Raw genomic sequence first — 24892 nt, 5'->3', positions numbered from 1 at the left:
GGTGATCATCGATATTCCTCCTCGATGCGAATGACTGGAGTCGCCCCTCAGGCGGTCGAACCCCAGCGGGGTGTGCAGGCAAGCGTAATGCTGTGCGGACCTTCGTCGCCGGCCTCATGGCGTTCGATCACCTCGACGACCGCGTCCATAAAGGCCACGTGGTCAAGGCTCAGCGTCGTCAGGTCGTTGCAGTCCCAGGCGGCCATGGCAATGCCATCCTGGCCGACGATGGCAATATCCTCAGGCGTATTCTTTCCGAGCACGCGGCGGGCAGCGTCGCGCGCGCCGATCGCCATCACATCGTTGCCGCAGATGATGGCATCGACCTTGGAACGGTGCAGCAAGAGAACGGCCTCCTTGAAGCCGGAATCGTAGGAATAATCGCCGAAGGCTTCCGCTTCGAAGGCAAGGCCGTGACGCGCCAGAGCGTCGGCAAACCACTTGCGGCGCAGCTTGTCGATCCAGCTCGACTTGGTGCCGGAGAGATAGGCGAAGCGCCGTTTGCCGTCGCCGACGATCTTGTCGATGATCTCGCCGGCGCCGACGGCGCCATCGATGCGGATGTTGGAAACATCCTCGTTCTCAAGCGGCTCGAAGGAAACGATAATCGGCTTCGTGGTATGGAAGATGTCGACGGCGTCCTGCATCGATACCATGTCGGAGAAGATGACGACGTGATCGACCTGATAGGTGGAGGCGAGCCGCATCAACTGCAGGCGATCCGAATGATCGGCGCAGCAGAGAATGATGGGCAGGAGCTGACGGGCCTGCAGGCGATGGACGAGGAGCTGCTGCTCCTCGGCCTCGCAGGGGTTGCCGATGGCGTTGACGACGAGGGCGACGAGGCGCGAACGCTGGTTGTTCAGAGAGCGGGCGATCGCATTCGGCTGGTAGCCATATTCACGGGCAACGGCGAGGATGCGGTCGCGCGTGGCGCTGCCGATCCGCGAATCCGGCGAGAAAGCCCTCGAAATCGTCGCGGAGGACACACCGGCGAGTTTCGCCAGTTCCTTCGAGGTGATCCGCCGTCTGTTCGTTCCGCTCATTATTTTTGCGCCTATCCGGCAATCCTGACGGGGGTGCCGTCGGCTGCTGCCGATTCCTTGATTGCATCCCAGAGCCTAGCGAATCTGAGACCCATTTCAACGGAGCCGGAGTTTTCCATCGTTCCGGCACGGATGGCGAGGAAATTCTTCATCGGATTGCCGAGAATCTCGGCTTCCTCGCGCGGTTCGCTGGTGCGTCCGACGCTGATTTCGCGCCAGCCGCCCCAGGCGTCGATGCGCACGATCGCCTTCGAATAAAAGAAGGTGATGTAGGAGGCGCAGCCGGGAGGGCCTTCGCCGGCGGCTGTCAGCGTCGCGAGCGCGCCATTCTTCAGGCGGGCGGAGACAGCGGTGGCAATATCCACCTTCTTTCCGTGGTTGTTCATATAGGCGGAAACGCTGTCGAAATCGGAATTGGCAAGCAGGCAGACGGTGTTCATCATGTGCGCGCCGGTATCGAACATGAAGCCGCCGCCGGAGATTTCAGGCTGCTGCTTCCAGTGGCCCTCATAGTTCGAAGACCAGCTTTCCCAGATCATGCCTGAGATGGCGATGAGGTCGCCGAATTCACCCGACAGCGCGCGTTTGCGGGTGTCGAGCACGAGCGGCGAGAGGCCGCCCTGGAAGGCGGTGACGATGGTGACGCCGCTCTTCTTCTGTGCCGCGATCAGCGTTTGTGCCTCGGCAACGGTGGTCACCATCGGCTTTTCGAGGAAGAGGTCGAGGCCGGCTTCGGCGACGGCCGTCGCCTGCTCGGCATGAGAAGCGTGAGGGGTGGAGATATAGATGATGTCGAGTTCGTCGCGGCATTTTGTGAGCAGATCCCGGTAATCGGCGAAGCCCTTCGGCTCCGGCGCACCGGCCGCCGTGCAGACGTCAATCAGGCGCTTGCGGGAGGTTTCGCTAGTGTCGGCAAGCGCCACGAATTCAATTTCCGGCATCCTTGCCCAGCTCTCTGCATATTCAGCCGCTTTCAAGCCGGCGCCGATGACGCCGAGGCGCAATTTCTGAGACATCGAAATCCTCCCTGATATCGTTGTGCAAACGATTACACAAACGATACATTTGATGCAAGCCATAAATAAAGCAGCAAAATCAACTATATAGTTTTATGCCGGTCAGCGATTTAAAAATCATCTTGTCAGCATTCAGAATGCGTGTACATTTTCCTCACCGGTGCTGGAGGGCGCCGTGGCTCTAATTAAAGGGAGGACTTCCGTTGAAGAAGACGGTTATCGGTGGCTTGTGCGCCATCCTGCTCAGCGCGGTTTCGACGCTGGCTCATGCTGAAACAATTCGCATTGCCAATCACGGTCAGGCCGGCATCGACGCCATGAAGTCGACCGTCGAGCGGATCGAGAAAAAATACGGCGTGACGGTCGAGGTCGTCGAATATCCGGCGCCGGACAAGGACTATCTCACCAAGCTTCTGACCGAGCTCGGTGCCGGCAATGCGCCCGACCTCTTCTCTATCCCGACGACGGCTGCCGTTGCCGACATGGTGGAAGCCGGTTACCTCGCGCCCGTTACCGCCGAGTTCAAGGCCTGGGACGGCTATGCCAATTTCTACGACGTCGCCAAGCAGCTCGCCGTCAGCCCTGACGGTGAAACCTATGTGATGCCGTTCATGCTCGGCATCCAGGAAATCTATTTCCGCAAGGACGTTCTCGAAAAGGCCGGCATTTCCACCGAGCAGCCGAAGACCTGGCAGGAACTCCTCGACCGCGCCGCCGAGGTCAAGCAGAAGACCGGTTCTTACGGCCTGCTCTTCCCGGCCGGCGTTTCCTGGGGCAGCGGCGCCTTCGACGAAGGCTTCCAGCACCTGCTCGTCGGCTCCAAGACGCCGCAGTTGGTCGATGCCGACGGCAAGCTCGATCTGAATGGCGAAGGCGTGAAGGATGTCTTCAACGTCTACAAGACGCTGATCGACAAGGATCTGATGCCGGTACAGCCGCTGCTCGGACCGGAGCCCTGGGTCGTGCCGAAGTACGAGATGTTCCCGGCCGGCAAGCTTGCCGCCACCACCTGCGGCTCCTGGTGCTACATCTTCGACTGGGGTCGCGAGAGCAAGAACCCGATCCCTGACGTGACCAAGATCGTCGGCACCTGGACGGTTCCGGGCCAGAGCGGCGGCCAGTATGTGCTTGCCAATCTCGCTGCTCCGTGGGCTGTCAACTCCAAGTCGGCCAATGTGGAACTTGCCAAGAAGGCGCTGATGGAAATCGGCTCGGTCGAAACGCAGGTTTCCTATGCCGCGCGCATCGGCAACATTCCGGCCAGCAAGGATGCTGCCAAGGATCCTGAATTCCAGAAGCTGACGGAACTGGTTCCGATCCATGCTGCTGCCGGAAACGGCGTCTTCCTGAAGCAGGCTTCCGGCTTCGGCACGGTTGCCGAGGGTGTGGCGCGCGCCACCGAAGCCCTGCTGCGCAAGGAAACAGATGCAGCCGGCGCCCAGAAGATCCTTGTCGACTACGTCAAGGAAACGCTCGGCGACGACATGGTCAAGTAAGCCACGGCCTTCTTTTCCCGCCCAAGACGGGGACGCGGCATTAGCGCCGCGTCTTCCCGCTTTCATTCGATAAGCCGGATTCATTCGATAAGGTTGTGAGCTTCAATGGCCCGAAACTCTCATGAAAAGCGAACCGAGCGCCAACTCCTGCTGGTTCTGCTGCCGTCGCTGATCCTGCTTCTGGCCTTTGTGATCTATCCCGCCCTCTATTCCGTCTATCTGAGCTTCACCAACGAGGCACTGACGGGTGCTGCGGCGCTGCGGCCGCGTTTCGTCGGTATCCGCAATTACACGCGGCTCCTCAACGATGCGAAGTTCTGGAATTCGCTGTTTGTCACCTTCGTCTTCGTCATGGGTTCGGCCGTCATCGGGCAGTTCGTGCTCGGGCTGATTTCGGCGATGGCCTTGCGCCGGCCGATTCGGTTCCGGCAGTTTTTCTCCTCAATTATCCTGCTGCCGAACGCGGCACCTGAGGTCGTTGCCGGCTTTATGTGGATCTCGATGCTGGCTGGCGGCGAGCATGCCACGCTGTCGCGCATCGTCGCCTTCTTCGGCATTGATCCTGCCGACTGGCTGAATGCTTTCCCGCTGTCGATGATCATCATCGTCAATACCTGGCGCGGCATCGCGACAGCGATGATCCTGCTGACGGCCGGCCTCAGCACTATTCCCTCGGAGATCTACGAAGCGGCGCGCATGGATGGCGCGACACCCTCGCAGATGTTCCGCCGCATCACCCTGCCGCTGATGATGCCGACGATCCTGCTCTACATGCTGATCTCGGCCGTCTCCACAATCGCTGTCTTCGGTCTCGTCTATGCGCTGACGCGCGGTGGGCCTGGCGGAGCGACGGAGGTCGTCAGCATCTACATCTATAACCAGTCGTTTACGGCCTTCCAGCTCGGTTACGGCGCTGCGGTCGCGGTCGTCGCGCTCCTCATCTCGCTGATCCTCGGCATCGGCTATGTGCGCGCCATGAAAGTGGAGGTCTGACATGGCCGTTATTTCCCCGAGCGAAGGGGCCAACAAGACCCGCTCCGACCTGCTTGCCTATGTGACGTTGTCGATCATCTCGATCTTCTGCGCCGTGCCCTTCTTCTGGGTGCTGCTTGCCTCCTTCGACGGTAATGCACAGCTCTTCCTGCGCTGGCCGGAGCAGTGGACGTTCGCAAACTATGTGCGGGTCTTCACCAAGGAGGACGGGGCGAAATGGCTGTTCAACTCGCTCTTCGTTGTCGGCGGCGCGACCCTTATCGTCATGGTTCTGGCGGGGCTCGGCGGCTATGCGCTGTCGCGCACGCGGGCCTGGTGGAAGCTGCCTTTCCTCTACGCGATCCTTTTGATCCGCGTGTTGCCGCCTACTGCACTCGTCGTGCCGCTCTACAAGTTTTTGCTGACGCTCAACAATGCGGAAGCTGCAATCCTGCGGCCTATCTTCGGCAGCTATGCCCGCGACATCATGCGCTGGACGGGCTTCATCGACGGCTATCTCGGTATCATGCTGGTGCTTGCGACCATGCAGTTGCCGCTGGGGCTCTGGATCATGAAGACCTTCTTCGACGGCTTGCCGCGCGACTATGAGGAAGCGGCCGTCATGGACGGGGCGACGATGATGCAACGCATCCGCCGCGTGCTGATCCCGCTTGCTATGCCGGGGCTTGCGGCTGCCGGCCTCTTTGCCTTCATGTCGGCCTGGGGCGATTTCCTGCTGCCGCTGATCTTCCTGTCGTCGCCGGAGTTGCAGACGCTGCCGCTCGGTCTCTTCCGCGCCTTCCTGCGCATCAACGAGATCGATTACGGCCTGCTGACGGCTCTCGCCTTCATTTACCTGCTGCCTGCCGTCGTCGCCTTCGGCTTTGCGCGGCGCTTCCTCGTCCAGACCTTCTCGGGCGGTGTGAAGGGCTGAGATCAAGAAAGAGAAACGAATGATCAATCTCAGAAACGTTCGCAAATTCTACGGCGCGCTGGAAGTCATCAAGGGCGTCGACATCACGGTGGAAGACGGCGAATTCGCCGTGTTCGTCGGCCCCTCCGGCTGCGGCAAGTCCACGCTCCTGCGCATGATCGCCGGCCTCGAAGGCATCGACGAGGGTGATCTGGTGCTGAACGGCCAGCGCATCAACGACGTGCCGCCGGATAAACGCGGCATCGCCATGGTGTTCCAGTCCTATGCGCTTTATCCGCATATGACGGTCGCGGAGAATATCGGCTTTTCGCTCAGCCTTAAGAAGGTGCCGGAAGCGGATATCAAGAAGCAGGTGGAAGGCGTCGCCGAGATTTTACAGCTGACGGACTACCTCGGTCGCAAGCCGGGAGCGCTTTCCGGCGGCCAGCGTCAGCGCGTGGCGATCGGCCGCGCCATCATCAAGAAGCCGTCGCTGATCCTGTTTGACGAGCCGCTGTCGAACCTCGATTCGGCGCTGCGCGTGCAGATGCGCGCCGAGCTGCAGCGCCTGCATCGCGAGCTGAAGGCAACCGTCGTCTATGTCACGCACGATCAGGTCGAGGCGATGACGATGGCCGACCGCATCGTGGTGCTCAACAAGGGCGTCGTCGCCCAGCAGGGCGCGCCGATGGAGCTGTATCACCAGCCGGAAAACGAGTTCGTCGCGACCTTTATCGGCTCGCCGAAAATGAATGTGCTGCCGATGACGGCGACGCGCCGGGATGCCGGCAAGGTGCATCTGGAAAGCCCGCTCGGCCTCGCCATCGATCTCTCCGATGCCAACGGTTCCGTGCCGCAGGGCGAGGCGAAGCTCGGCATCCGGCCGGAGCATCTGAAGCTCGCACAGCAAGGGCAGGGCGATTTTTCGGCCGAGGTCGTCATCGTCGAGCGGCTCGGCGTCGAGACCTATCTGACGGTCGGTTCGCAGCAGCAGCCGATCGTCGTGCGCACAGAAGGCGACATGACCATCCGTCCCGGCGATCGCGTGTCGCTGACGGCGGAGCGCGCCGGCTGCCATCTGTTCGATTCCGCCGGCCGGGTTATCCGTTCGGCAACTGCTTGAAACACATTGAGGAATGACATGACAATCAAGGTCACGATCTGGAACGAAGGACGCCACGAGCAGGTCCATAAGGAAGTTCAGGATATCTATCCCGACCGTATCGACGGCGCGATCGCCGCCGGTATCGCCCATCCCGATTTCGAGATCCGCCGCGGCACGCTCGACGATCCGGATGAAGGCCTGCCGGATTCGGTGCTCAACGATACCGACGTGCTGCTGTGGTGGGGGCATATGGCGCACGAAGAGGTCAGCGACGGGCTGATCGACCGTGTACAGCAGCGGGTGTTGAAAGGCATGGGCCTGCTGGTGCTGCATTCCGGCCACCACTCCAAGCTCTTCCGCCGGCTGATGGGCACCAATGCCAACCTCTCCTGGCGCGAAACGCCGGAAGGCGACCTCGAGCGTGTGTGGGTGGTCAATCCCTCGCATCCGATTGCCGAAGGCCTGCCGCCCTATTTCGAGATCAACGCCTCGGAAATGTATGGCGAGCCCTTCGATATTCCGCAGCCGGACGAGTTGGTCTTCATCTCCTGGTATTCCGGCGGCGAGGTGTTCCGCAGCGGCTGCACCTTCCAGCGCGGTCGCGGGCGCATCTTCTTCTTCAGCCCCGGCCATGAGACCTATCCAATCTATCACGACAAGACCGTGCACAAGGTCATCTCGAACGGCATCCGCTGGGCACAGCAGAAGCATACGGACGGACGCATCCTCGAAAACTGGCACCGCAAGGAGCCGCTGCATGGCCGGCCGGGCAAGGTGAAGGCTTAAACAGTTCCTCCGCGGGGGCTGGGGTCATGATGGCTTCGGCCTCCGCGAGGGGTAAACGATGGAGGCAGAAATGCAGACTGTTTCGATGAGGGCGGATGGAGATGCCTTTTTCAGCAAGGCATTCTGGGTTTCCATCCATCGCGATCTGCCGCAGCGGCTCGATGCGCTGGCACGGCTCGCCGCCGAGCGGCCCGATGTCTTCGCCTTCGAAAGCAGCCAGAAGATTGCCGAGCGCTGCAATGTGTCGCAGACCAGCGTCATCCGCTTCGCGCGTCATCTCGGCTTTGACGGTTTTGCCGAGATGAAGCAGGTTTTCCAGCAGGGTCTCAGGGCTGCCGCCCGCAAGGGATAGGCTTACGGGTACTGCGCGCCGTTCGTCGTCGTATAGATCGAGTAGAGCGATTGCGTTGCGGTAATGAAGAGGCGGTTCTTCTTCGGGCCGCCGAAGGTGATGTTGGAGACGGTCTGCGGCACCTTGATCTTGCCGATCAGGGTTCCATCTGGCGCAAAGCAGTGCACGCCATCGGCCGCGCTCGTCCAGAGATTTCCCGAGACGTCAAAACGGAAACCATCCGGCACGCCGCTGTCGATGGAGCAGAAATAGCGGCTGTTCGTCAGCTTGCGGCTATCCACGACATCGAAGACGCGGATATGGCGCGGGACTTCATGATTGGAGGAGCCGGAATCGGCGATGAAGAGTTGGCGTTCGTCCGGCGAGAAGGCAAGGCCGTTCGGCTGGATGAAATCGGTCACGACGGCTTCGATCTCGCCGGTTGCGGCGTCGATGCGGTAGACGTTGCGGCTTTCCTGCTCTTCCGGGGATTTGTGGCCTTCGTAATCCGACATGATGCCGTAGCTTGGATCTGTGAACCAGATCGACCCGTCGGATTTGACCACGACGTCGTTCGGCGAATTCAGCCGCTTGCCGTTATAGCTGTCGGCGAGAACGGTAATGCGTCCATCAGGCTCCGTGCGGGTCACACGGCGTCCGCCGTGCTCGCAGGAAACGAGACGGCCCTGCCGGTCACGGGTATTGCCGTTGACGTAGTTAGAAGGCGAGCGGAAGACAGAGACTGTTCCATCCGGCACCCAGCGCATCAYGCGCTCGTTCGGAATATCGCTCCAGATCAGGCAGTTCAGATCGGAAAACCAGACCGGTCCCTCGGCCCAGCGGCAGCCTCTGTACAGTTCTTCCAGTACCGCGCTACCGGCGATCAGCGCCCCGAAGCGCTCGTCTCTGACGTCATAAAGCTCGCTGCCAGCCATGCCCGATTCCTCCCAGATCGATATTGCATCTTCGTAGCGGCAAACGATTGAATCTGCCATAGCCCGACGGCAGAAAGCGTCGGGCTATGGGTGTTTTTACGCAACTCCGAACGCAAAGCCGCTGCACAGTTTTGCTGGAATTGCTCGTGAATTTTCAAAGCGCGGCAACAGGATGCGGCGAACCGTCATAGGCGCCCCAGATCGACTGATCGAAGCAGATGACGGAGCCGGTCATGAGGCCGGATTCGGCTGACGAGAGATAGGCGCAGGCCCGAGCCACTTCTTCCGGGTCGACAAGCCGGCCGAAAGGCTGACTTACGGCGGCCTTGGCGAGCCAGTCATCCGAAGCCTTGTGAAACTCTCTCTGGATGCGGTCCTCGCCCTCGGACGCCATCCAGCCGATGTTGAGGCCATTGACGCGAATGCGATTGCGCAACAGCGCATAGGCGGTGTTCTTGGTCAGCGTTTCCAGCGCACCCTTGGAGGCGCAATAGGCGGCGATGAAGGGCTGGCCGGCCTTGGCGGACATGGAGCCGATATTGACGATGGTGCCTTCGATCTTCTCGCGGCGCATGACTTTTACTGTTTCCTGCATCAGGAAGAAGGGCGCGCGGACATTGATGGCAAACATGGCGTCGAAGAGTTCGGGGCTGGTATCGAGGATCGTCCCGCGGTCGGTGATGGCAGCGGCATTGACCAGCGCGTCGACGCGGCCGAAGGTCTGATCGCAGACATGGACGACATTTTGCGCATCCTCGACCTTGCCGAGATCGGCCTTGACGTAGACTGCCTTCGCGCCCGTCTTTGACGAAATCTCCTCGGCTTTCGCCTTGCCCTTGGCTTCGTTGCGGCCGCAGATGACGATGCCCTTGGCGCCGCGTTCGGCAAAGAGGCGGGCGATGGTGGCCCCGAGGCCCTGTGTGCCGCCGGTGACGATGGCGATCTTGCCGTCGAGGCGGGCGTAATCCGTGCTCATGTGTCTTTTCCTCCTGATGATATGCGAATGGCCCCTTACCGGCGGTAAGGGGCTCTGGGATGATGGTGTTGTGATGGCAGTGTCAGCTCAGCTTCCTGGCTGCCTGTTCGGCAAGTGCCTTGGTGAATGTGTGGTCGCTCCAGTTTTCGGCGAGCGCCTCGTGCATCAGCTGGGCCTGTGTCTTCGGCGCGAGGCCGCCGAGTGGCGGGTCGCGATCGAGATTGGTCGGAAAGGAATAACCCTCCGCGCAGGACGCGACGGCATTGGCGATCTCGCCTGCCGAAAGCTTGGCTTTCAACGCCTTGAGGGCGGGGAAGAGTTTTGCGCTCATGCGCTCGCGATTGACGGTTTCCATCGCCCGGCCGAAAGCCGAGGAGACCTGCAGCAGGTTCGCCACACGCTTGATATCCTTCGAGCGGTTGGTGCCGGCGGCGTGGAAGAGGGCGGGATTGAAGAAGACGACATCGCCCTTTTCCAGCGGCAGCTGGATATGGTTCTGGTCGAAGTAATCCTTGAATTCCTGGCGCTTGAGGGCGAGGTACCCCGGCTCATAGGTCTGGCTGTGCGGCAGGAAAAGCGTCGGGCCGCTTTCGAGCGGCATGTCGCAATGAGCAACCGCCCCCTGCAGGGTCAGCACCGGCGAGAGGCGGTGAACGTGGGCCGGGAATTGCTCGATCACCTTGGAGGACTGGAAGCCGAGGTGATAGTCGCGGTGGGCCGATTGCGCCGCGCCGCCGGGGTTCACTCGGTTGACCTGCGTCGTCATCTGGTAGTAGGCCCCGAGCCATGCCTCGCTTGCCAGTGCCACGATGGCATTGCCGTAGTAGCGGGCGAAATTTTCCGGATCGGCCAGGCAGTGTTTTTCCAGCGAGTTCCAGATGCGGTCATTGGCGCCGGGCTTGGCGAAATGGTCGCCGCCGCCGGTCGAGGTGCGGTGCTGCTCCTCGATGATTTCGTCGAAGATTACGCTCGCACGGTCGATGATGCCGGTGTCTTCATAGGCGTGCTTGAAGACGACCACGCCGGGGCCGATGCCGAAGGCTTCCGAGATTTCGGCGAGAATGGCGCGGCGGCCTTCCGGCGTCGATGCCGCCTCGATCACCGTGCGGCTGTCATAGATCAGCACGTTTTTCTCGACGGCTGCGGCCGAGGGATAATCGGCGAGGGCCGTGGTCTTTTCGGCAAGCGCGCGGAAATCGTCGAGATCGCAGGCGTCTTCGGTCAGCCAGACGCGGTCGGCGCGCAGTTTTTGCTGGTCGTCGGTTTTCATCGGGTGATCCTCCATTTCCGATGGATGGACTATACGCCGCCGGTGATCCTGATATAGATCAGGAATCCATCAAAAATCCATCATAATGCCAAGGGTATAAAGACGGCTATGGCCCATCCCTTTCTCGTCAAGGACATTGCTTTCCAGGCTGGCGTCAGCACCGCGACCGTCGATCGGGTGCTGAATGGTCGCCCCGGCGTGCGGCGGCAGACAGAGATGCGAGTGCGGGCGGCGATGGTCGAACTCGAAAAGCAGGCGGGTGCCGATGTGGCCGGCCGCAAGCTTGCGGTCGATATCGTCATGGAGACGCCGGAGCGGTTCAGCGATGCGGTGCGGGCGGCATTTGAAGCGGAGGTTGCGACTTTCCTGCCGACCGTCTTCCGCTGCCGCTTCCATTTCGCCGAGGTGATGCGGGCAGCCGAGCTTGTGCAACTTCTCGACCGTATCCGACTGCGCGGCACGCATGGCATAGTGCTGAAAGCGCCCGATGTGCCTGATGTTGTCGCTGCCGTCGCACGGCTGGAGGCGGCGTCCATTCCGGTCGTTACGCTTGTTACCGACCTACCGAATTCGGCGCGTTTCGCCTATGCTGGGGCCGATAACCGGGCGGCAGGCGAGACGGCTGCCTATCTCATCGGCCGGCTGCTCGGACCTTCTGGGGGCAAGGTTTTGGTGACGCTGTCGAGCGGTCGTTTCCGGGGTGAGGAAGAGCGGGAGATCGGCTTTCGCCGGGTGATCCGCGCGCATTATCCTTCGATCGGTATTATCGAAGTCAGCGAAGGGCACGGCACCGATGCCGCGACAGGTACGCTCGCTGCCACAGCACTTGCCGGCGATCCTGCCATCAATGCCGTCTATTCGGTCGGCGGCGGCAATCGCGCCGTGCTTGCGGCCTTCGAGGCGGCGGGGCGGCCGGTCTCGGTTTTCGTGGCGCATGATCTCGATGCCGATAACCGGGCGCTGCTTGCCGAGCGGCGGATCGATTTCGTGCTGCATCACGATCTCAGAACCGATGCGCGTTCGGCCTTTCGCGCCATCATGGCCCGCACGATCCCTGCCAGCCGGACGCCGCCGGCGGCGTTTTCGGCCGTCGAAATCGTTACGCCCTACAATATGCCGGTTCTGCAATGATCCGTTCTGGTTGATTGTCTTTCCATCCGCAGCAGATTCACGCTACAGCTTGAGGGTGGCGAGGAGCGCGCATGGACTATAGCGACGTCAGTACAATTGCAGCCTGGGTGACGGAACAGGGCCTGAATGGCGTGTCTGAAGCCGAGCTGCTGATCGGTTTTTGCCAGGCCTGCCGCAAGGCTGGCATGCGGCTTGATCGTGCCATGGCGCTGATGGATACGCTTCATCCCGTCCATGAAGGCCGGGCCTTTCGCTGGGACAGTACAGAGGACTTCGAGGGCGAATTCGAATATGGCCCTTCGAGCGAAGGGCAGGGCCTCGATACCTGGCGCCGTTCGGCTTTCTATCATCTCTGGACAACAGGCACCAAAGAGGTGCGGCGCAGGATCGGTTTTGGCGATCCGATCGATTTCATCATGCTGGAGCAGATCCGTGCATCGGGCCATACCGATTATGTCGCCATGGCGCACCGTTTCGCGCCGGCCGGCACGATTGGCGAGATGGATTGCTTCTTCTCGCATTTCTCGACCAAACATCCAGAAGGGTTCTCGGATCAGGACCTTGTCATTCTGCGCAAACTGGTTCCTGTGCTGGGGCTCGCGATCAAATGCGTGGCGCTCGCCCGCATCGCCCGCACCATCGCGGAAGTCTATCTCGGCGAGGATGCCGCGCGCCAGGTGATGGACGGCAAGATCTCGCGTGGTAAATCCGAGCGGATCTCGGCCGCACTCTGGTTTTCCGATCTTCTGAACTACACGAAGATCTCAGACAATTCCGCCCCGGAAGAGATCATCCCGCTGCTCAACGAATATAGCGAGGTGGCGATCACCGCGATCCATGAGGCCGGCGGCAATGTGCTGAAGCTGATCGGCGATGGTGTGCTCGCCATCTTCAAGGGCGAGCATCCCTCGGAAAGCTGTGCCGCGGCCCTGCAGGCCGAGCGTCTGCTGCGGCAGAAGCTTGCAGCGCTGAACGCGGCACGCGAGGTGGACCGCCGGCCAACGACGGATGTCTATATCGGCCTGCATATCGGCGATGTCTTCTACGGCAATATCGGCAGCCAGGACCGCCTTGATTTCACGGTCATCGGCCCGGCCGTCAACGAGGTGAGCCGTATCGCCTCTATCTGCCGGTCGGTCGATCTCAACGTGCTGATGTCGTCGGATTTCGAAGCGGCGATCCCCGAGGCGGAGCGCAATGTTCTCGCCTGTATCGGCCGCTATGCGCTACGCGGCGTCAAGCGCCCGCAGTTGCTGTATACGCTGGAAAGCGCGCGGCTGAACGGCTGACCAGCAAGATCCATCAGCGCTCAGTGCCTGCATAGGATGCATAGGATGCAGGGGCACTTTCCGACGCTTTCTAGGAAATGTCAGATTCCTTGTCATGTGAATGTCTGACATTTCTCCGCGTAGGTAGGAAAAAACCTATGCAAGCTATGCATCCTATGCGCACTGCCGATGATTCGGTCGGCCGGAGGCATAGGCGACTCGAATTCATGGCCCGAGCGATGGACCGGATCCGTTGCGGATCGTTTCGCATTTTCGCGCGACAGGCTTCAAGCTTCGGCAAGATCTGCGAGGCTTCAGTGCCTGCATAGGCTGCCGGGGCTGCATAGGCACTTCCCCACGCTTTCTAGGAAATGTCGGATTATATATCTGTCATGTGAATGACTGACATTTTCCCACGTACGTCCAAAAATGCCTATGCAGTCTCTGCAGCCTATGCACACAACCGATGATCCAGCCGCCCGAAGAACAGCTGACGACCTGAATTGACCTCGTTTAACGCAGCAATCCCTGTCCGCCGTCGATCCAGACGGGCGTACCCGTGATATGCCTGGCTCGCTCGGAGGCGAGGAAGAGGATCGTTTCGGCGACATCCTCGCTCGAGCCGGCCTTGCCGCCGGTGATCGGGATTTCGCCTTCCGGCCAGATCACGGGTACCTCGGTTTCCTCGCGATGGCGCGAGGTGGTGTTGGCGGAAATGCTGGTGTCGATCGCGCCGGGGCAGACGGCGTTGACGCGGATGCCGTGTTTGCCGAGCTCCAGCGCCAGTTGCTGCACCATGGCGACCTGGCCGGCCTTGGTGGCGGTATAGGCCGTGGCGCCTGGCGTCGTGAAGGTGCGCGTGCCGTTGATGGAGGAGACGACGACGATCGCACCGCCATTCATCTTCAGGTAGGGCACGGTCAGATGCAGGGTTAGATAGGTGCCGCGCAGGTTCACGGCCATGGTCTGATCCCATTCGTCGGGTTTGAGATCGTCGATCGGCGCCCAGACGCCGTTGATGCCGGCATTGGCGACGACGATGTCGATGCCGCCGAGGCTTTCGGTCATCTTATCGATGGCGGCGCGCATCTGCGTTTCATCGCTTGTATCGGCAGTCAATTCGATCGCCTGGCCGCCGCCGGCGACGATCTCCTGGCAGGTCTGTTGCACTTCGCTTTCGGTGCGGCTCAACACCGCGACCTTTGCACCTTCGACGGCGAGCTTCAGTGCGGTTGCCTTGCCGATGCCGGAGCCTGCGCCGGTCACCAATGCGATCTTCCCCTGCAATTCCATGAGCCGCTCCTCTTTGCTGTTGCCGGAAAAGGCAATGATCGGGGCGGCTCTTGGTTCCGGAGCGTGTGGCGTTGAGGACTATTTCAGGAGGCTATGGCGAAGCGCCCACTTTTCCGGTCCGTGAACAGCGGCGAAGAGCAGGCCGGCCAGGAAGGTGAAGTGATCGACGAAAAAGCCGAATTCGGCCTGGTTCTGCTGCCAATGCGACGGGCCATGGAAGGAAAAGGCGAGGAAGATCACGTAGATGCCGGCAAGCAGGCTTGCCTCGCTGAAAAAGGCGCCTGTGATAAAAGCGAGCGCCAGCGCGATCTCGAAGAAGGCGGCAATCCAGGTGAAGAATGTCGCCGCTGGAAAGCCTGCCGCAGTGATATAGGCCGCCGTCGCGCCGATATCAGCAAATTTGAAGCCGGCGGCCATGAAGAAGATGAAGCTGAAGATGATACGGGCAATGATGATTGCGACTGCTCTGGCCATTTGAAATCTCCTCTTTGAGTTTCCACTATGACGGACGACGCGCCCGATATCCGACAAGGGGAATGAAAAAGGACCGCTTTCGCGGCCCTTCTTTTTACCATTCGGCGAAGCTGCCATCTTCGTGACGCCAGATCGGGTTGCGCCAGCGATGGCCTTCCTTGGCGCGCTCGATGACATAGGCTTCGTCCACTTCGACGCCGAGGCCGGGGCCCTGCGGAATGGAGACGAAACCGTCGGCATAATGGAAGACTTCCTTGTTGGAGATGTAATCAAGGATGTCGTTGCCCTTGTTATAGTGGATGCCGAGGCTCTGCTCCTGAATGAAGGCATTGTAGGAGACCGCATCGAGCTGCAGGCAGGCGGCAAGGGCGATCGGACCGAGCGGGCAATGCGGGGCGACTGCCACGTCATAGGCTTCAGCCATGGCAGCGATCTTGCGGCATTCGGTGATGCCACCGGCATGCGACAGATCCGGCTGGATGATGTCGACATAGCCGTCCGAGAGAACCGACTTGAAGTCCCAGCGGGAGTAGAGGCGTTCGCCGAGCGCGATCGGCGTCGAGCAATGGTTGGCGATTTCCTTGAGCGTCTCCCGGTGTTCGGACAGAACCGGTTCCTCGATGAACATCAGCTTGTAGGGCTCGAGTTCCTTGGCAAGCACCTTGGCCATGGGCTTGTGCACGCGGCCGTGGAAATCGACGCCGATGCCGATATGCGGGCCGATCGCCTCGCGGATGGTGGCGATGGTCTCGACCGCCTTGTCGATCTTCTCGTTGGTATCGACGATCTGCATCTCTTCGCAGCCGTTGAGCTTGATGGCTTTAAAGCCGCGGGCGACGACATCCTTGGCGTTGCGGGCGACATCAGAGGGGCGGTCGCCGCCGATCCAGGAGTAGACCTTGATGCGATCGCGCACCTGGCCGCCGAGCAGCGAATGGATCGGCTGGCCGAGTGCCTTGCCCTTGATGTCCCAGAGCGCCTGGTCGATGCCAGAGATTGCCGACATATGGATGGCGCCGCCGCGGTAGAAGCCGCCGCGATACATGACGGTCCAGTGGTCTTCGATCAGGAAGGGGTCCTTGCCAACAAGATAATCGGCGAGCTCGTGGACGGCGGCCTCGACGGTTAGAGCACGACCTTCGACGACCGGCTCTCCCCAGCCGACGATGCCCTCATCGGTTTCGATTTTCAGAAACAGCCAGCGCGGTGGGACGATGTAGGTGGTCAGTTTGGTGATCTTCATGGACGTCGTGCTTTCGTTTCGCTTCGTGTTCCCATCAGCGGCCGAGCCGCCGATATTGTTCTGAGTTCTGTTATTTCGTCATTTCGTTATCTCGTTCGGCCGGCGGCGGTCAGGTCGCGTTTGGCGAGGTCGAGAATTCGGTTGACGCAATCGCGCGCGCCTGCCGCATCCCGCAGACGCAGTGCCTCGACCACCTTGCCATGCAGGGCAAGCGCCTCTCGGTGATCAGGCATGGCGAGGTTCGAGGCGTGGAGCGCAAATTTCAGGGCAGCATGGATAGCGCTGGAGAGGCGATGGAAGACCTGGTTATGACTCGCCTTGAGAAGCACCGTATGGAAGAGGAGATCCGCCTCGGTAAAAGCTTCGGAATCGTCGCTCGCCGATTGCATGCGCTGCCAGGCATCGTCGAGATTGGCGATCTCCTGGGCGGTCGCGCGGCTTGCAGCATATTCGGCGGCAGCCGGCTCGATGGTGCGGCGAGCTTCGAGAATGCTGGCAAGCAAGTCGAAATCGCCGAGATGCGGTCCCATCCATTCCAGCACATCCTGATCGAGGATATTCCACTCATCCTTGTCGCAGACGGTGGTGCCGATGCGTGGCTTGCCGCGCACAAGTCCCTTGGATTCCAGAACCTTCAGGGATTCGCGGATGACGGTGCGGCTGACGCCATGGAGTTCGCAGAGATCGTTTTCGCGCGGCAGCAGCGTACCGACGGCATAGCGGTTGGCGCAGATATCTTCAGCAATCGCCGCCGTGACATTACGGCGAACGCGCGGACGGCGCTCGGGCGCCGAGCTCTTTTCGTCGCGTCTTGCTGCAGGCTGCATCGAAAGGCTCCTCGTGACCGGTCTTTTAAAGCAATCATCATACATAAACAATGCTCTTGTATGATGATTGGCATTCAATCTGGTGTCGTCTTCCGCGGATAGAGGACTATATTGCCGGTCGTAAGGGCAGAGTGTCCTTCGCGGTGGAGCGGCGCAACGCTTCGAAAATCAATCGAAACAGGAGGACGGCATGCAGATCAATCGTACAGCTTCGGCCCAGTGGTCGGGTGGTCTCAAGGACGGAAAGGGGCAGATCTCGACCCAGAGCGGCGCATTGAGCAATTATCCCTACGGCTTCGCAAGCCGCTTCGAAGGCATCGCCGGCACGAACCCGGAAGAGCTTATAGGCGCTGCCCATGCAGGCTGCTTTACCATGGCGCTGTCGCTGATCCTCGGCGAAGCCGGTCTCAAGGCCGACCATATGGAAACTTCCGCCAAGGTGACGCTGGAAAGCGTCGAAGGCGGCTTTGCCATCACCGCCATCCACCTGTCGCTATCGGGCAGCATTCCCGGCGCCGACCAGGCGAAGTTCGAAGAACTTGCCGGCATGGCGAAGGCTGGTTGCCCGGTTTCCAAGGCACTTTCTGCCGTTCCGATCACGCTCGACGTCAAGCTCGTCTGATCTTTCAAACCTGTTTTCGTTGCGATGCCGCAGCCTGCCCAGGCTGCGGCATTTTTGTTTGCATCGCAAAATCATTGACAAGTGAAGGATGATATTTTACGACTGATGAAAATCAAAATTCGTCAGTCGTAAAATATCAGGCCGAAACCATGAATGACATCGCGGAAAACACGCTGGACGTCACACGGCAGGAAAATATCACCCGCATCCTGGATGCGGCCGAGCGGCTGTTCCGCCACTACGGCTATTCCAAGACGACGGTCGCGGATGTGGCCCGCGACCTCGGCATGTCGCCTGCCAATATCTACCGTTTCTTCGCCTCCAAGGTTGAGATCCACCAGGCGATCTGCGGACGCATGCTGGCGATGAGCTATGAGCTTGCAGCCAATATCTGCCATCAGAGGATCAGCGCTTCGGACCGGCTGCGCCAGTTCGTGCGCAGCCAGTACCAGCTGACGCTCGACACCATGCTCGACCAGCAGAAGGTACATGAGATGGTGATCGTCGCGATCGAACGCGACTGGCATGTCATCGAGAAGCACATCGACTCCATCCATGCACTGATTGCCGACGTTATCCGCGAAGGCATCGCTGCCGGTGAATTCGCCGACCAGGACCCCGAGGTCGCCTCCCGCTGCTTCGGGGCGGCGACCATCAATCTCTGCCACCCGCAAATGGTTGCCCAATGTCTTGCCAAGACAAACCGGGCGACCGTGGACGAATTGATCGAATTTGCGATCAGGGCACTCAGAAAATAAGCGCGGCAAAGACCGTCAAGAAAAACCCGAAACGATCAGGAGTGCGAAAGATGTTTTCGCTCAAGACCTTCAGCAACCGCGTGCCGTCCGTCCTGAGCCTCGCGCTCCTTGGCGCGGTCGGGCTCGGCGTCGCCGGCTGCACGGAAGAAAAGGCAGAGGTCAAGGACGTTATCCGTCCGGTCAAGGTGGTCGAAATCGCCAAGGCTGGCGATACCCGTACGCTCGATTATTCCGGATCGGTGAGGGCGCGCACGGAAATGAACCTTGGCTTCCGCGTCGCCGGCAAGATCACCGAGCGTCTCGTCGATATCGGCGAGCAGGTGAAGCCGGGTGACGTTCTCGCGCGGATCGACTCGACCGACTATCAGCTTGCGGTGAAGACCGCCGACGCCAATCTCGCCGCTGCCGAAAAGGCTGTCGAGACGGCCGATCTCGTCAACCGCCGTGCCGAGCAGCTCTTCGACAAGAATGTCGCGCCGAAATCCCAGGTCGAGCAGGCTTCGCTCAGCCATGACCAGGCGATTTCGAGCCGTGATGCCGCAGTGTCCGCGCTCGATCAGGCGAAGAACCAGGTGAGTTATACGGAACTCAAGGCAGACCATAGCGGTATCGTCACCACCATCAATGCCGATGTCGGACAGGTCGTGGGATCCGGCACGCCGGTCGTTGCCGTTGCCGTCGATGGCGAGAAGGAAGTGCAGATCGCGGTGCCGGAAAACGATATCGCCCAGTTCAAGCCGGGCAAGATCGTGAAGGCGAGCTTCTGGTCCGATGACAAGCTTGTACATGACGGCACCGTTCGCGAGGTCGCGGGTAGTGCTGACCAACAGTCGCGCACCTTCGCTGTGCGTGTCAGCCTGCCGAACGATCCGCGTGTGCTGCTCGGCATGACGGCGACGATCGAGGCCGATGTCAGCAATATGGATACCTACGTTTCCATCCCGCTCAGCGCACTGGCGCAGAAGGACGGCAAGAAGGTCGTCTGGACCGTCGATCGCGGAACGGCGACCGTGCACTCCCGTGGCATCGAGGTCGCCGATTTCACCGGCGACGGTGTTCGTGTCGCCAAGGGGCTCGATAGCGGCGATCTCGTCGTGGCCGCCGGCACGCAATTCATGAGCGAAAACCTGAAGGTCAAGCTTCCCGATCAGCAATCGGCTGCCGCCGAAACGGACGCAGCCGTTCGCTGAGCGGCTCAAGGAGAGGGAACAGGATCATGGACGCAAACACCACGGAAAAGCGCCCCTTCAATCTTTCGCGCTGGGCGATCGGCCATCCGGGCATTGCGCGCTTCCTTTTCGGGCTGATCCTGATTACGGGCGTGCTCGGCCTGACCCGCATGGGCCAGAAGGAAGATCCGGACTTTACCTTCCGCGTCATGGTCGTCCAGGCGCTCTGGCCGGGCGCTTCCCTTCAGGACATGGAAGACCAGGTCACCAACAAGATCGAGCGCAAGCTGCAGGAAACGCCGCATCTCGACTGGGTGAAGTCCTATACGCGCGCCGGCAGCACGATCATCACCGTGCAGGTGAAGGGCGATACGGATTCCGCCCAGGTGGCCGATGCCTTCTACCAGGTGCGCAAGAAGGTCGGCGATATCAGCGGCGACCTGCCGCAGGGCCTGCTCGGCCCGTATTTCAACGACGAATTCGGCGATACTTTCATTACGCTGCATTCGGTCAGCGGTGACGGCTATTCCTATCCGGAGCTGAAAAAGTACGCGATCCAGGCGCGTGACATGCTGCTGACGACGCCCGGCGTCGAAAAGGCCGTCATCATCGGCGACCAGCCGGAGAAGATCTATATCGACGTCTCCTCCAAGGCGCTCGCCGAGCGCGGCCTGACGATCCTCGACCTGCAGAATGCCATCAAAGGCCAAAACGCCGTCGACCCGGCCGGCAATGTCGATACCGGCCTGCGCTCGGTGCGCATCTCGGTCGAAGGCAATGTCCACAAAGTCGAGGATATCCGCGAACTGCGCCTGCGCTCCGGCAATCAGGTGACGCGCCTCGGCGATATCGCCACCGTTACCTCCGGCCTCGAAGATCCCTATCAGCGCAAGTACCGCTATAACGGTCACGAGAGCGTGCAGGTCGGCGTCGTCATGGCCAAGGGCTTCAAGGTCACCGACGTCGGCAAGGACGTGGATGCGACCTACAAGCGCTTCGAGGACTCGCTGCCTTACGGCGTTTCCGTCGACCAGATCTCCAACCAGCCTGACGTCGTCACCGATGCGGTCAGCGAATTCATGCATGCACTCGGCGAAGCGCTTGCCATCGTGCTCATCGTTTCGTTCCTGTCGATCGGCTGGCGTTCGGGTCTGGTGATCGCCATCGCCATTCCGCTGGTGCTGGCCGCGACCTTCGCCATCATGTACGAGCTCGGTATCGACCTGCAGCGCATCTCGCTCGGCGCGCTCATCATCGCGCTTGGCTTGCTCGTCGACGATGCGATGATCGTCGTGGAATTGATGGAGCGAAAGCTCGAAGAGGGCTTGGTCAAGATCGATGCGGCAAGCTTTGCCTATTCGTCCACCGCCTTCCCGATGCTGACGGGTACGCTGATTACCACGGCCGGCTTCATTCCCGTCGGCTTTGCTGCATCGACGGCCGGCGAATATGTGCGCTCGCTCTTCTATGTCGTCGGCATTGCGCTGGTGACCTCCTGGTTCGTGGCGGTCTATTTCACGCCGTGGCTCGGCTACATGATCCTCAAGCAGCGCAAGCATGCCGGCGAGCATCACGACGTGTTCGACACGCGCTTTTATCGCGGCCTGCGCCGTACGGTCGGTTGGGCGGTACGCCATCGCGTCATCGTACTTGCGCTGACGCTTGCCACTTTCGTCACCAGCCTGTGGAGTTTCCAGTTCATTCCGCAGAACTTCTTCCCGCAGTCCTCGCGTCCGGAAATCCTCGTCGATCTCTGGCTGCCGGAGGGCACCAGCATCAAGCAGGTGGAAGTCGAGGCCAAGGCGCTGGAAGCCAAGATGATGGACGATCCCGACAAGAGGTTCATCGCCACCTATATCGGCGAAGGTGCGCCGCGCTTCTTCCTGCCGCTCGACCAGCAGCTTCGCAACCCGAACTATGCCCAGCTCCTGATCATGGCCAATGACGAGCCTGCCCGCGAGCGGCTGATCACCAAGCTCAGGACGATCCTCGCGGAAGATTTCCCCGACATCCGCGGCAAGGTCGATCGTCTCTTCCTCGGCCCGCCGACGGGCTGGCCGGTGCAGATGCGCGTGATGGGTCCCGACCGCGCCGAAGTACGCAGGATTGCCGATCAGGTGAAGGAGCGCTTCACCAAGGATCCGATACTCGGTGCTGTTCATGACGACTGGCTGGAGCCGGTGCCGGCGATGAAGCTGGTCATCGACCAAGACCGTGCCCGCGCACTCGGCGTCACCTCGCAGCGCGTCCGACAGATGCTGCAGACCGCCATGTCCGGCGCGCCGCTCGACGATTTCCGCGACGGCGAGGAGACGGTCTCGATCGTCGCCCGCGAGCCGGACGCGAACCGCTCGCTGCTCTCGGCCGTCAACTCGGTCTACGTGCCGACGGATTTCGGTGGCTTCGTTCCGGTCTCACAGATCGCCAAGGTCGTGCCTGTCGTTGAACAGGGCCTCGAATGGCGGCGCGACCGCCTGCCGACGATATCGGTGCGTGCAACCCTGCCCGACAATGTCCAGTCGAACGACGTCGTGACCAAGCTCTATAACGACATGCAGGGCCTGCGCGACAGCCTGCCTGCCGGCTACAAGATCGAGATCCAGGGCGGTGCGGAGGATTCGGCCGAAAGCCAGGCCTCGATCGCCGCCAAGGCGCCGATCATGCTCGTCGTCATCATGATCCTGCTGATGGCCCAGCTGCAGCATTTCGGCAAGGCGATGCTGGTCTTCGCCACCGGTCCGCTCGGCATCATCGGCGCGGCCTCGGCCCTGCTGATCAGCGGCGCACCCTTCGGCTTCGTGGCGATCCTCGGCGTCATCGCGCTGCTCGGCATTATCATCCGCAACTCGATCATCCTCGTCGACCAGATCGACCAGAACATCAAGGCGGGCATGCACAGGCAGGAGGCGATCATCAGCGCGGCCGTGAACCGCTTCCGGCCGATCACGCTGACGGCGCTGACGGCCGTGCTGGCGCTGATCCCGATCTCGCGCGGCGTCTTCTGGGGTCCGCTTGCCTACGCCATGATGGGCGGCATCCTGGTCGCCACCGTGCTGACCATCCTCGTGCTGCCGGCAGGCTATGCCCTGTTCTTCGGTCGCGAGCCGAAGACCAGGAATGACGAACATGCCAATGCCAACCAGGAAGAGGCGGACGGGGATATCCATCATCCGCCGGCATTGGCAGCCGAATGAGGCAATGGCGCGGTCGAGGCCGCGCCATTTTTGTTTCAGCCCATCGGGTTCGGCAGGTAGCCGGTACAGCCTGATATTTTCCAGCGGCCGAGAAGACGGTGGCGCTAAACGGGAGTAAAGATCGCTCTATATAAGCTGGAGGGAGGTATGACCGTGGCCGATTACCGTCTGGAAGCGAGCTGGAGTCCGGTCGAAGGAAGCTTTGGGCGTTTCACCTTCACGCTATTCAATCTGTCCGCCAAGCCACTGTCCGGCTTTACACTTGCCTACACGTCGTTAACCCGCGTGGCGGACGAGCATGCCGCCGAGGGTGCGACACTCAAGCGGCGCCTGGCGAATTTTCATGAGTATTCTCCGCCCGAGGGGCTCACCATCAAGCCAGGTGGCAGCTGGCAGTTTACGGTGGAAGGCCTGACGAACGGCCCGAAACATGTCACGTCGGGCATCAAATCCGCTTACCTCACGCTAGCCGATGGCCGGCACGTGCCCGTCAGCTTTGGCGATCTGATGCTCGATGGTGCCGAGCGCGGCGAATTGCCAGAGCTTCTGCCGAATGGTGAGGTGACTGAGCCATATTCGCTGTTGCCCTGGCCGTTGCACCTGTCGTTGCGGCCGGGCGATGTGCCGCCCGTCGCACTTTATCCGGCAGCTGGCTCGAGTGCCAAGAATATCAGGGCCGTGGAAAAGGTGCTCGCCCTCTACCAGCGGCTCTTTCCGGCTGACAACGTGCCTTTCGCGCTGCAGCCGGTTCAGGGGGGGCGGCAGATCCGCTTCAAGGGGGAATCCTCGATCATGGAGGCGGCCTATGAGCTGCGTTTCACGGCACGGGAGATCATTCTTGGTACCGACGATGCGGCCGGGCTGCTTTACGGGTTGATCAGTCTTGCGCAACTGCTGCATGGAGCGCGCCATGATCCGGAAACCTTCCAGTTTCCGGTCTTCGGCACTATCGCCGATCAGCCCCGCTACACATGGCGCGGCTGTCATCTCGATGTCAGCAGGCAGTTTTATGCGGTCCCTGATATCAAACGGCTGATCGATATCCTCGCCTGGAACAAGCTCAATATTTTTCACTGGCATCTGACCGACGACGAAGCCTGGCGGCTGGAGATCAAGGCCTATCCTGAGCTGACGGAGATCGGTGCAAAGCGTGGGCCTGACGAAGTTCTGTTGCCACAGCTCGGCGATGGCGCGGAGCCACGTTCAGGATTTTACAGCCAGGATGATGTCCGAGGGATCGTTGCTCATGCCGGCATGCTGCGTGTCGAAGTTGTGCCGGAGATCGATATACCAGGGCACAGCTCCGCCGCACTCCTCTCTCTACCGCAGCTCGTCGATGGACAGGAGGCGCCGGACGGCTACCGGTCGGTGCAGGGATATCCAAACAATGCGCTCAATCCAGCGGTCGAATTCACTTATGAGTTCCTCGGCAAGGTGTTCGACGAAATGCTCCCGCTCTTTCCGTCCGAATATATTCATATCGGCGGCGACGAGGTGCCACATGGCTCCTGGCTTGCCTCGCCGCTTTGCAGAACGCTGTTGGAGCGTGAGAAGCTTGCGGGTACGGCCGAACTGCAATCCTATTTCCTCCGGCGGATCAAGGCGATGCTTGCCGAGCGCGGCAAGAAGCTTGCCGGCTGGAACGAGGTTTCGCAAGGCGGCGGCGTCGATCGCGAAGGCACGCTGCTGATGGCCTGGGAAAAACCTGACGTCGGTATCGAGCTGGCAGGTGAGGGCTATGATATCGTCATGACGCCGGGTCAGGCCTACTATCTCGACATGGCGCAGGCCGAAGACTGGGGAGAGCCGGGTGCCAGCTGGGCCGGCTTCACACCACCGGAAAAGACCTATGCTTACGAAGCCGAAGGCGAACTGCCGGAGGAGCTGAGAGAGAGGATGCGCGGCATCCAGGCCTGCATCTGGGGCGAGAATTTCGTCTCGCGAGCCTATTTCAACCGGCTGGTCTTCCCGCGGCTGCCGGCCGTCGCCGAAGCGGCCTGGACTCCCTGTCTGCGTAAGGACTGGCTGCGCTTTGCTGCGATCGTCCGGATGTGGCCGATGCTTTAG

At 60.8% G+C, this 24892-nt stretch carries 22 protein-coding genes; 13 read left to right on the top strand and 9 right to left on the bottom strand.

The window, feature by feature from the left end; all coding sequences use genetic code 11:
• Window positions 1-47 precede the first annotated feature (47 nt).
• Window positions 48-1046 carry a LacI family DNA-binding transcriptional regulator gene (locus tag AC1DM5_RS10520; protein WP_007820370.1) on the bottom strand — a complete coding sequence of 333 codons (999 nt, stop codon included), beginning with the start codon at window positions 1044-1046 and terminating at the stop codon, window positions 48-50.
• 11 nt (window positions 1047-1057) lie between these two features.
• Window positions 1058-2062 carry a Gfo/Idh/MocA family protein gene (locus AC1DM5_RS10515; RefSeq protein WP_477818105.1) on the bottom strand — a complete coding sequence of 335 codons (1005 nt, stop codon included), beginning with the start codon at window positions 2060-2062 and terminating at the stop codon, window positions 1058-1060.
• Between the two features lie 203 nt (window positions 2063-2265).
• Between AC1DM5_RS10515 and AC1DM5_RS10510 the strand changes: the two genes are divergently transcribed.
• The 6 genes from AC1DM5_RS10510 to AC1DM5_RS10485 all read left to right on the top strand — a co-directional run bounded on the left by AC1DM5_RS10510 (window position 2266) and on the right by AC1DM5_RS10485 (window position 7686).
• A complete protein-coding gene (locus AC1DM5_RS10510) occupies window positions 2266-3558 on the top strand; it encodes an ABC transporter substrate-binding protein (protein WP_477818106.1) in 1293 nt (430 codons plus the stop codon).
• Between the two features lie 105 nt (window positions 3559-3663).
• On the top strand, window positions 3664-4551 hold the full coding sequence (locus AC1DM5_RS10505; RefSeq protein WP_477818107.1) for a carbohydrate ABC transporter permease: 888 nt from the start codon (window positions 3664-3666) through the stop codon (window positions 4549-4551).
• Between the two features lies 1 nt (window position 4552).
• Window positions 4553-5464: a carbohydrate ABC transporter permease gene (locus AC1DM5_RS10500; RefSeq protein ID WP_477818108.1), complete on the top strand. Its 912-nt coding sequence runs from the start codon at window positions 4553-4555 to the stop codon at window positions 5462-5464.
• Window positions 5465-5483: 19 nt separating this feature from the next.
• Window positions 5484-6566, top strand: a complete 1083-nt coding sequence (locus AC1DM5_RS10495) for an ABC transporter ATP-binding protein (protein ID WP_477818109.1) — start codon at window positions 5484-5486, stop codon at window positions 6564-6566.
• A gap of 18 nt (window positions 6567-6584) precedes the next feature.
• Complete coding sequence (locus AC1DM5_RS10490; RefSeq protein WP_477818110.1) at window positions 6585-7334, top strand: ThuA domain-containing protein; 750 nt, start codon at window positions 6585-6587, stop codon at window positions 7332-7334.
• A gap of 70 nt (window positions 7335-7404) precedes the next feature.
• Complete coding sequence (locus tag AC1DM5_RS10485) at window positions 7405-7686, top strand: MurR/RpiR family transcriptional regulator (RefSeq protein WP_477818111.1); 282 nt, start codon at window positions 7405-7407, stop codon at window positions 7684-7686.
• A 2-nt stretch (window positions 7687-7688) separates the two neighbouring features.
• On the opposite strand, the gene AC1DM5_RS10480 is transcribed toward AC1DM5_RS10485, so the two are convergent.
• The 3 genes from AC1DM5_RS10480 to AC1DM5_RS10470 all read right to left on the bottom strand — a co-directional run bounded on the left by AC1DM5_RS10480 (window position 7689) and on the right by AC1DM5_RS10470 (window position 10846).
• On the bottom strand, window positions 7689-8600 hold the full coding sequence (locus AC1DM5_RS10480) for an SMP-30/gluconolactonase/LRE family protein (protein ID WP_477974955.1): 912 nt from the start codon (window positions 8598-8600) through the stop codon (window positions 7689-7691).
• Window positions 8601-8754: 154 nt separating this feature from the next.
• A complete protein-coding gene (locus tag AC1DM5_RS10475; protein ID WP_477818113.1) occupies window positions 8755-9576 on the bottom strand; it encodes an SDR family oxidoreductase in 822 nt (273 codons plus the stop codon).
• A gap of 82 nt (window positions 9577-9658) precedes the next feature.
• Window positions 9659-10846, bottom strand: coding sequence for a phytanoyl-CoA dioxygenase family protein (locus tag AC1DM5_RS10470; protein ID WP_477818114.1), 1188 nt, complete (start codon window positions 10844-10846; stop codon window positions 9659-9661).
• Between the two features lie 108 nt (window positions 10847-10954).
• Between AC1DM5_RS10470 and AC1DM5_RS10465 the strand changes: the two genes are divergently transcribed.
• Both AC1DM5_RS10465 and AC1DM5_RS10460 read left to right on the top strand, forming a co-directional pair.
• On the top strand, window positions 10955-11977 hold the full coding sequence (locus AC1DM5_RS10465; RefSeq protein WP_477818115.1) for a LacI family DNA-binding transcriptional regulator: 1023 nt from the start codon (window positions 10955-10957) through the stop codon (window positions 11975-11977).
• A 71-nt stretch (window positions 11978-12048) separates the two neighbouring features.
• Window positions 12049-13266, top strand: coding sequence for an adenylate/guanylate cyclase domain-containing protein (locus tag AC1DM5_RS10460; protein ID WP_477818116.1), 1218 nt, complete (start codon window positions 12049-12051; stop codon window positions 13264-13266).
• A gap of 492 nt (window positions 13267-13758) precedes the next feature.
• On the opposite strand, the gene AC1DM5_RS10455 is transcribed toward AC1DM5_RS10460, so the two are convergent.
• The 4 genes from AC1DM5_RS10455 to AC1DM5_RS10440 form a co-directional block, all read right to left on the bottom strand.
• Window positions 13759-14538 carry an SDR family oxidoreductase gene (locus AC1DM5_RS10455; RefSeq protein ID WP_477818117.1) on the bottom strand — a complete coding sequence of 260 codons (780 nt, stop codon included), beginning with the start codon at window positions 14536-14538 and terminating at the stop codon, window positions 13759-13761.
• Window positions 14539-14616: 78 nt separating this feature from the next.
• Window positions 14617-15012 carry a DoxX family protein gene (locus AC1DM5_RS10450; RefSeq protein ID WP_477818118.1) on the bottom strand — a complete coding sequence of 132 codons (396 nt, stop codon included), beginning with the start codon at window positions 15010-15012 and terminating at the stop codon, window positions 14617-14619.
• A gap of 94 nt (window positions 15013-15106) precedes the next feature.
• Window positions 15107-16255 carry a galactonate dehydratase gene (gene dgoD / locus AC1DM5_RS10445; RefSeq protein ID WP_477818119.1) on the bottom strand — a complete coding sequence of 383 codons (1149 nt, stop codon included), beginning with the start codon at window positions 16253-16255 and terminating at the stop codon, window positions 15107-15109.
• An 86-nt stretch (window positions 16256-16341) separates the two neighbouring features.
• Entirely contained in the window at window positions 16342-17082 is a 741-nt protein-coding gene (locus tag AC1DM5_RS10440; protein WP_477818120.1) for a FadR/GntR family transcriptional regulator, read from the bottom strand.
• 190 nt (window positions 17083-17272) lie between these two features.
• On the opposite strand from AC1DM5_RS10440, the gene AC1DM5_RS10435 reads away from it, so the two are divergent.
• The 5 genes from AC1DM5_RS10435 (at window position 17273) to AC1DM5_RS10415 (ending at window position 24892) form a co-directional block, all read left to right on the top strand.
• Window positions 17273-17704 carry an OsmC family protein gene (locus tag AC1DM5_RS10435; protein ID WP_113320446.1) on the top strand — a complete coding sequence of 144 codons (432 nt, stop codon included), beginning with the start codon at window positions 17273-17275 and terminating at the stop codon, window positions 17702-17704.
• Between the two features lie 149 nt (window positions 17705-17853).
• Window positions 17854-18462 (top strand): TetR/AcrR family transcriptional regulator, encoded by a 609-nt coding sequence (locus AC1DM5_RS10430; protein ID WP_477818121.1) that lies wholly within the window; start codon window positions 17854-17856, stop codon window positions 18460-18462.
• 50 nt (window positions 18463-18512) lie between these two features.
• Entirely contained in the window at window positions 18513-19652 is a 1140-nt protein-coding gene (locus AC1DM5_RS10425) for an efflux RND transporter periplasmic adaptor subunit (protein ID WP_477818122.1), read from the top strand.
• A gap of 26 nt (window positions 19653-19678) precedes the next feature.
• A complete protein-coding gene (locus AC1DM5_RS10420; RefSeq protein WP_477818123.1) occupies window positions 19679-22825 on the top strand; it encodes an efflux RND transporter permease subunit in 3147 nt (1048 codons plus the stop codon).
• A gap of 153 nt (window positions 22826-22978) precedes the next feature.
• Window positions 22979-24892 carry a beta-N-acetylhexosaminidase gene (locus AC1DM5_RS10415; RefSeq protein WP_477818390.1) on the top strand — a complete coding sequence of 638 codons (1914 nt, stop codon included), beginning with the start codon at window positions 22979-22981 and terminating at the stop codon, window positions 24890-24892.

The sequence above is a fragment of the Rhizobium sp. 01T437 genome (assembly GCF_056398505.1).
The sequence above is the reverse complement of the archived record's forward strand: the minus strand, read 5'-3'. Positions and strand labels throughout refer to the sequence as shown.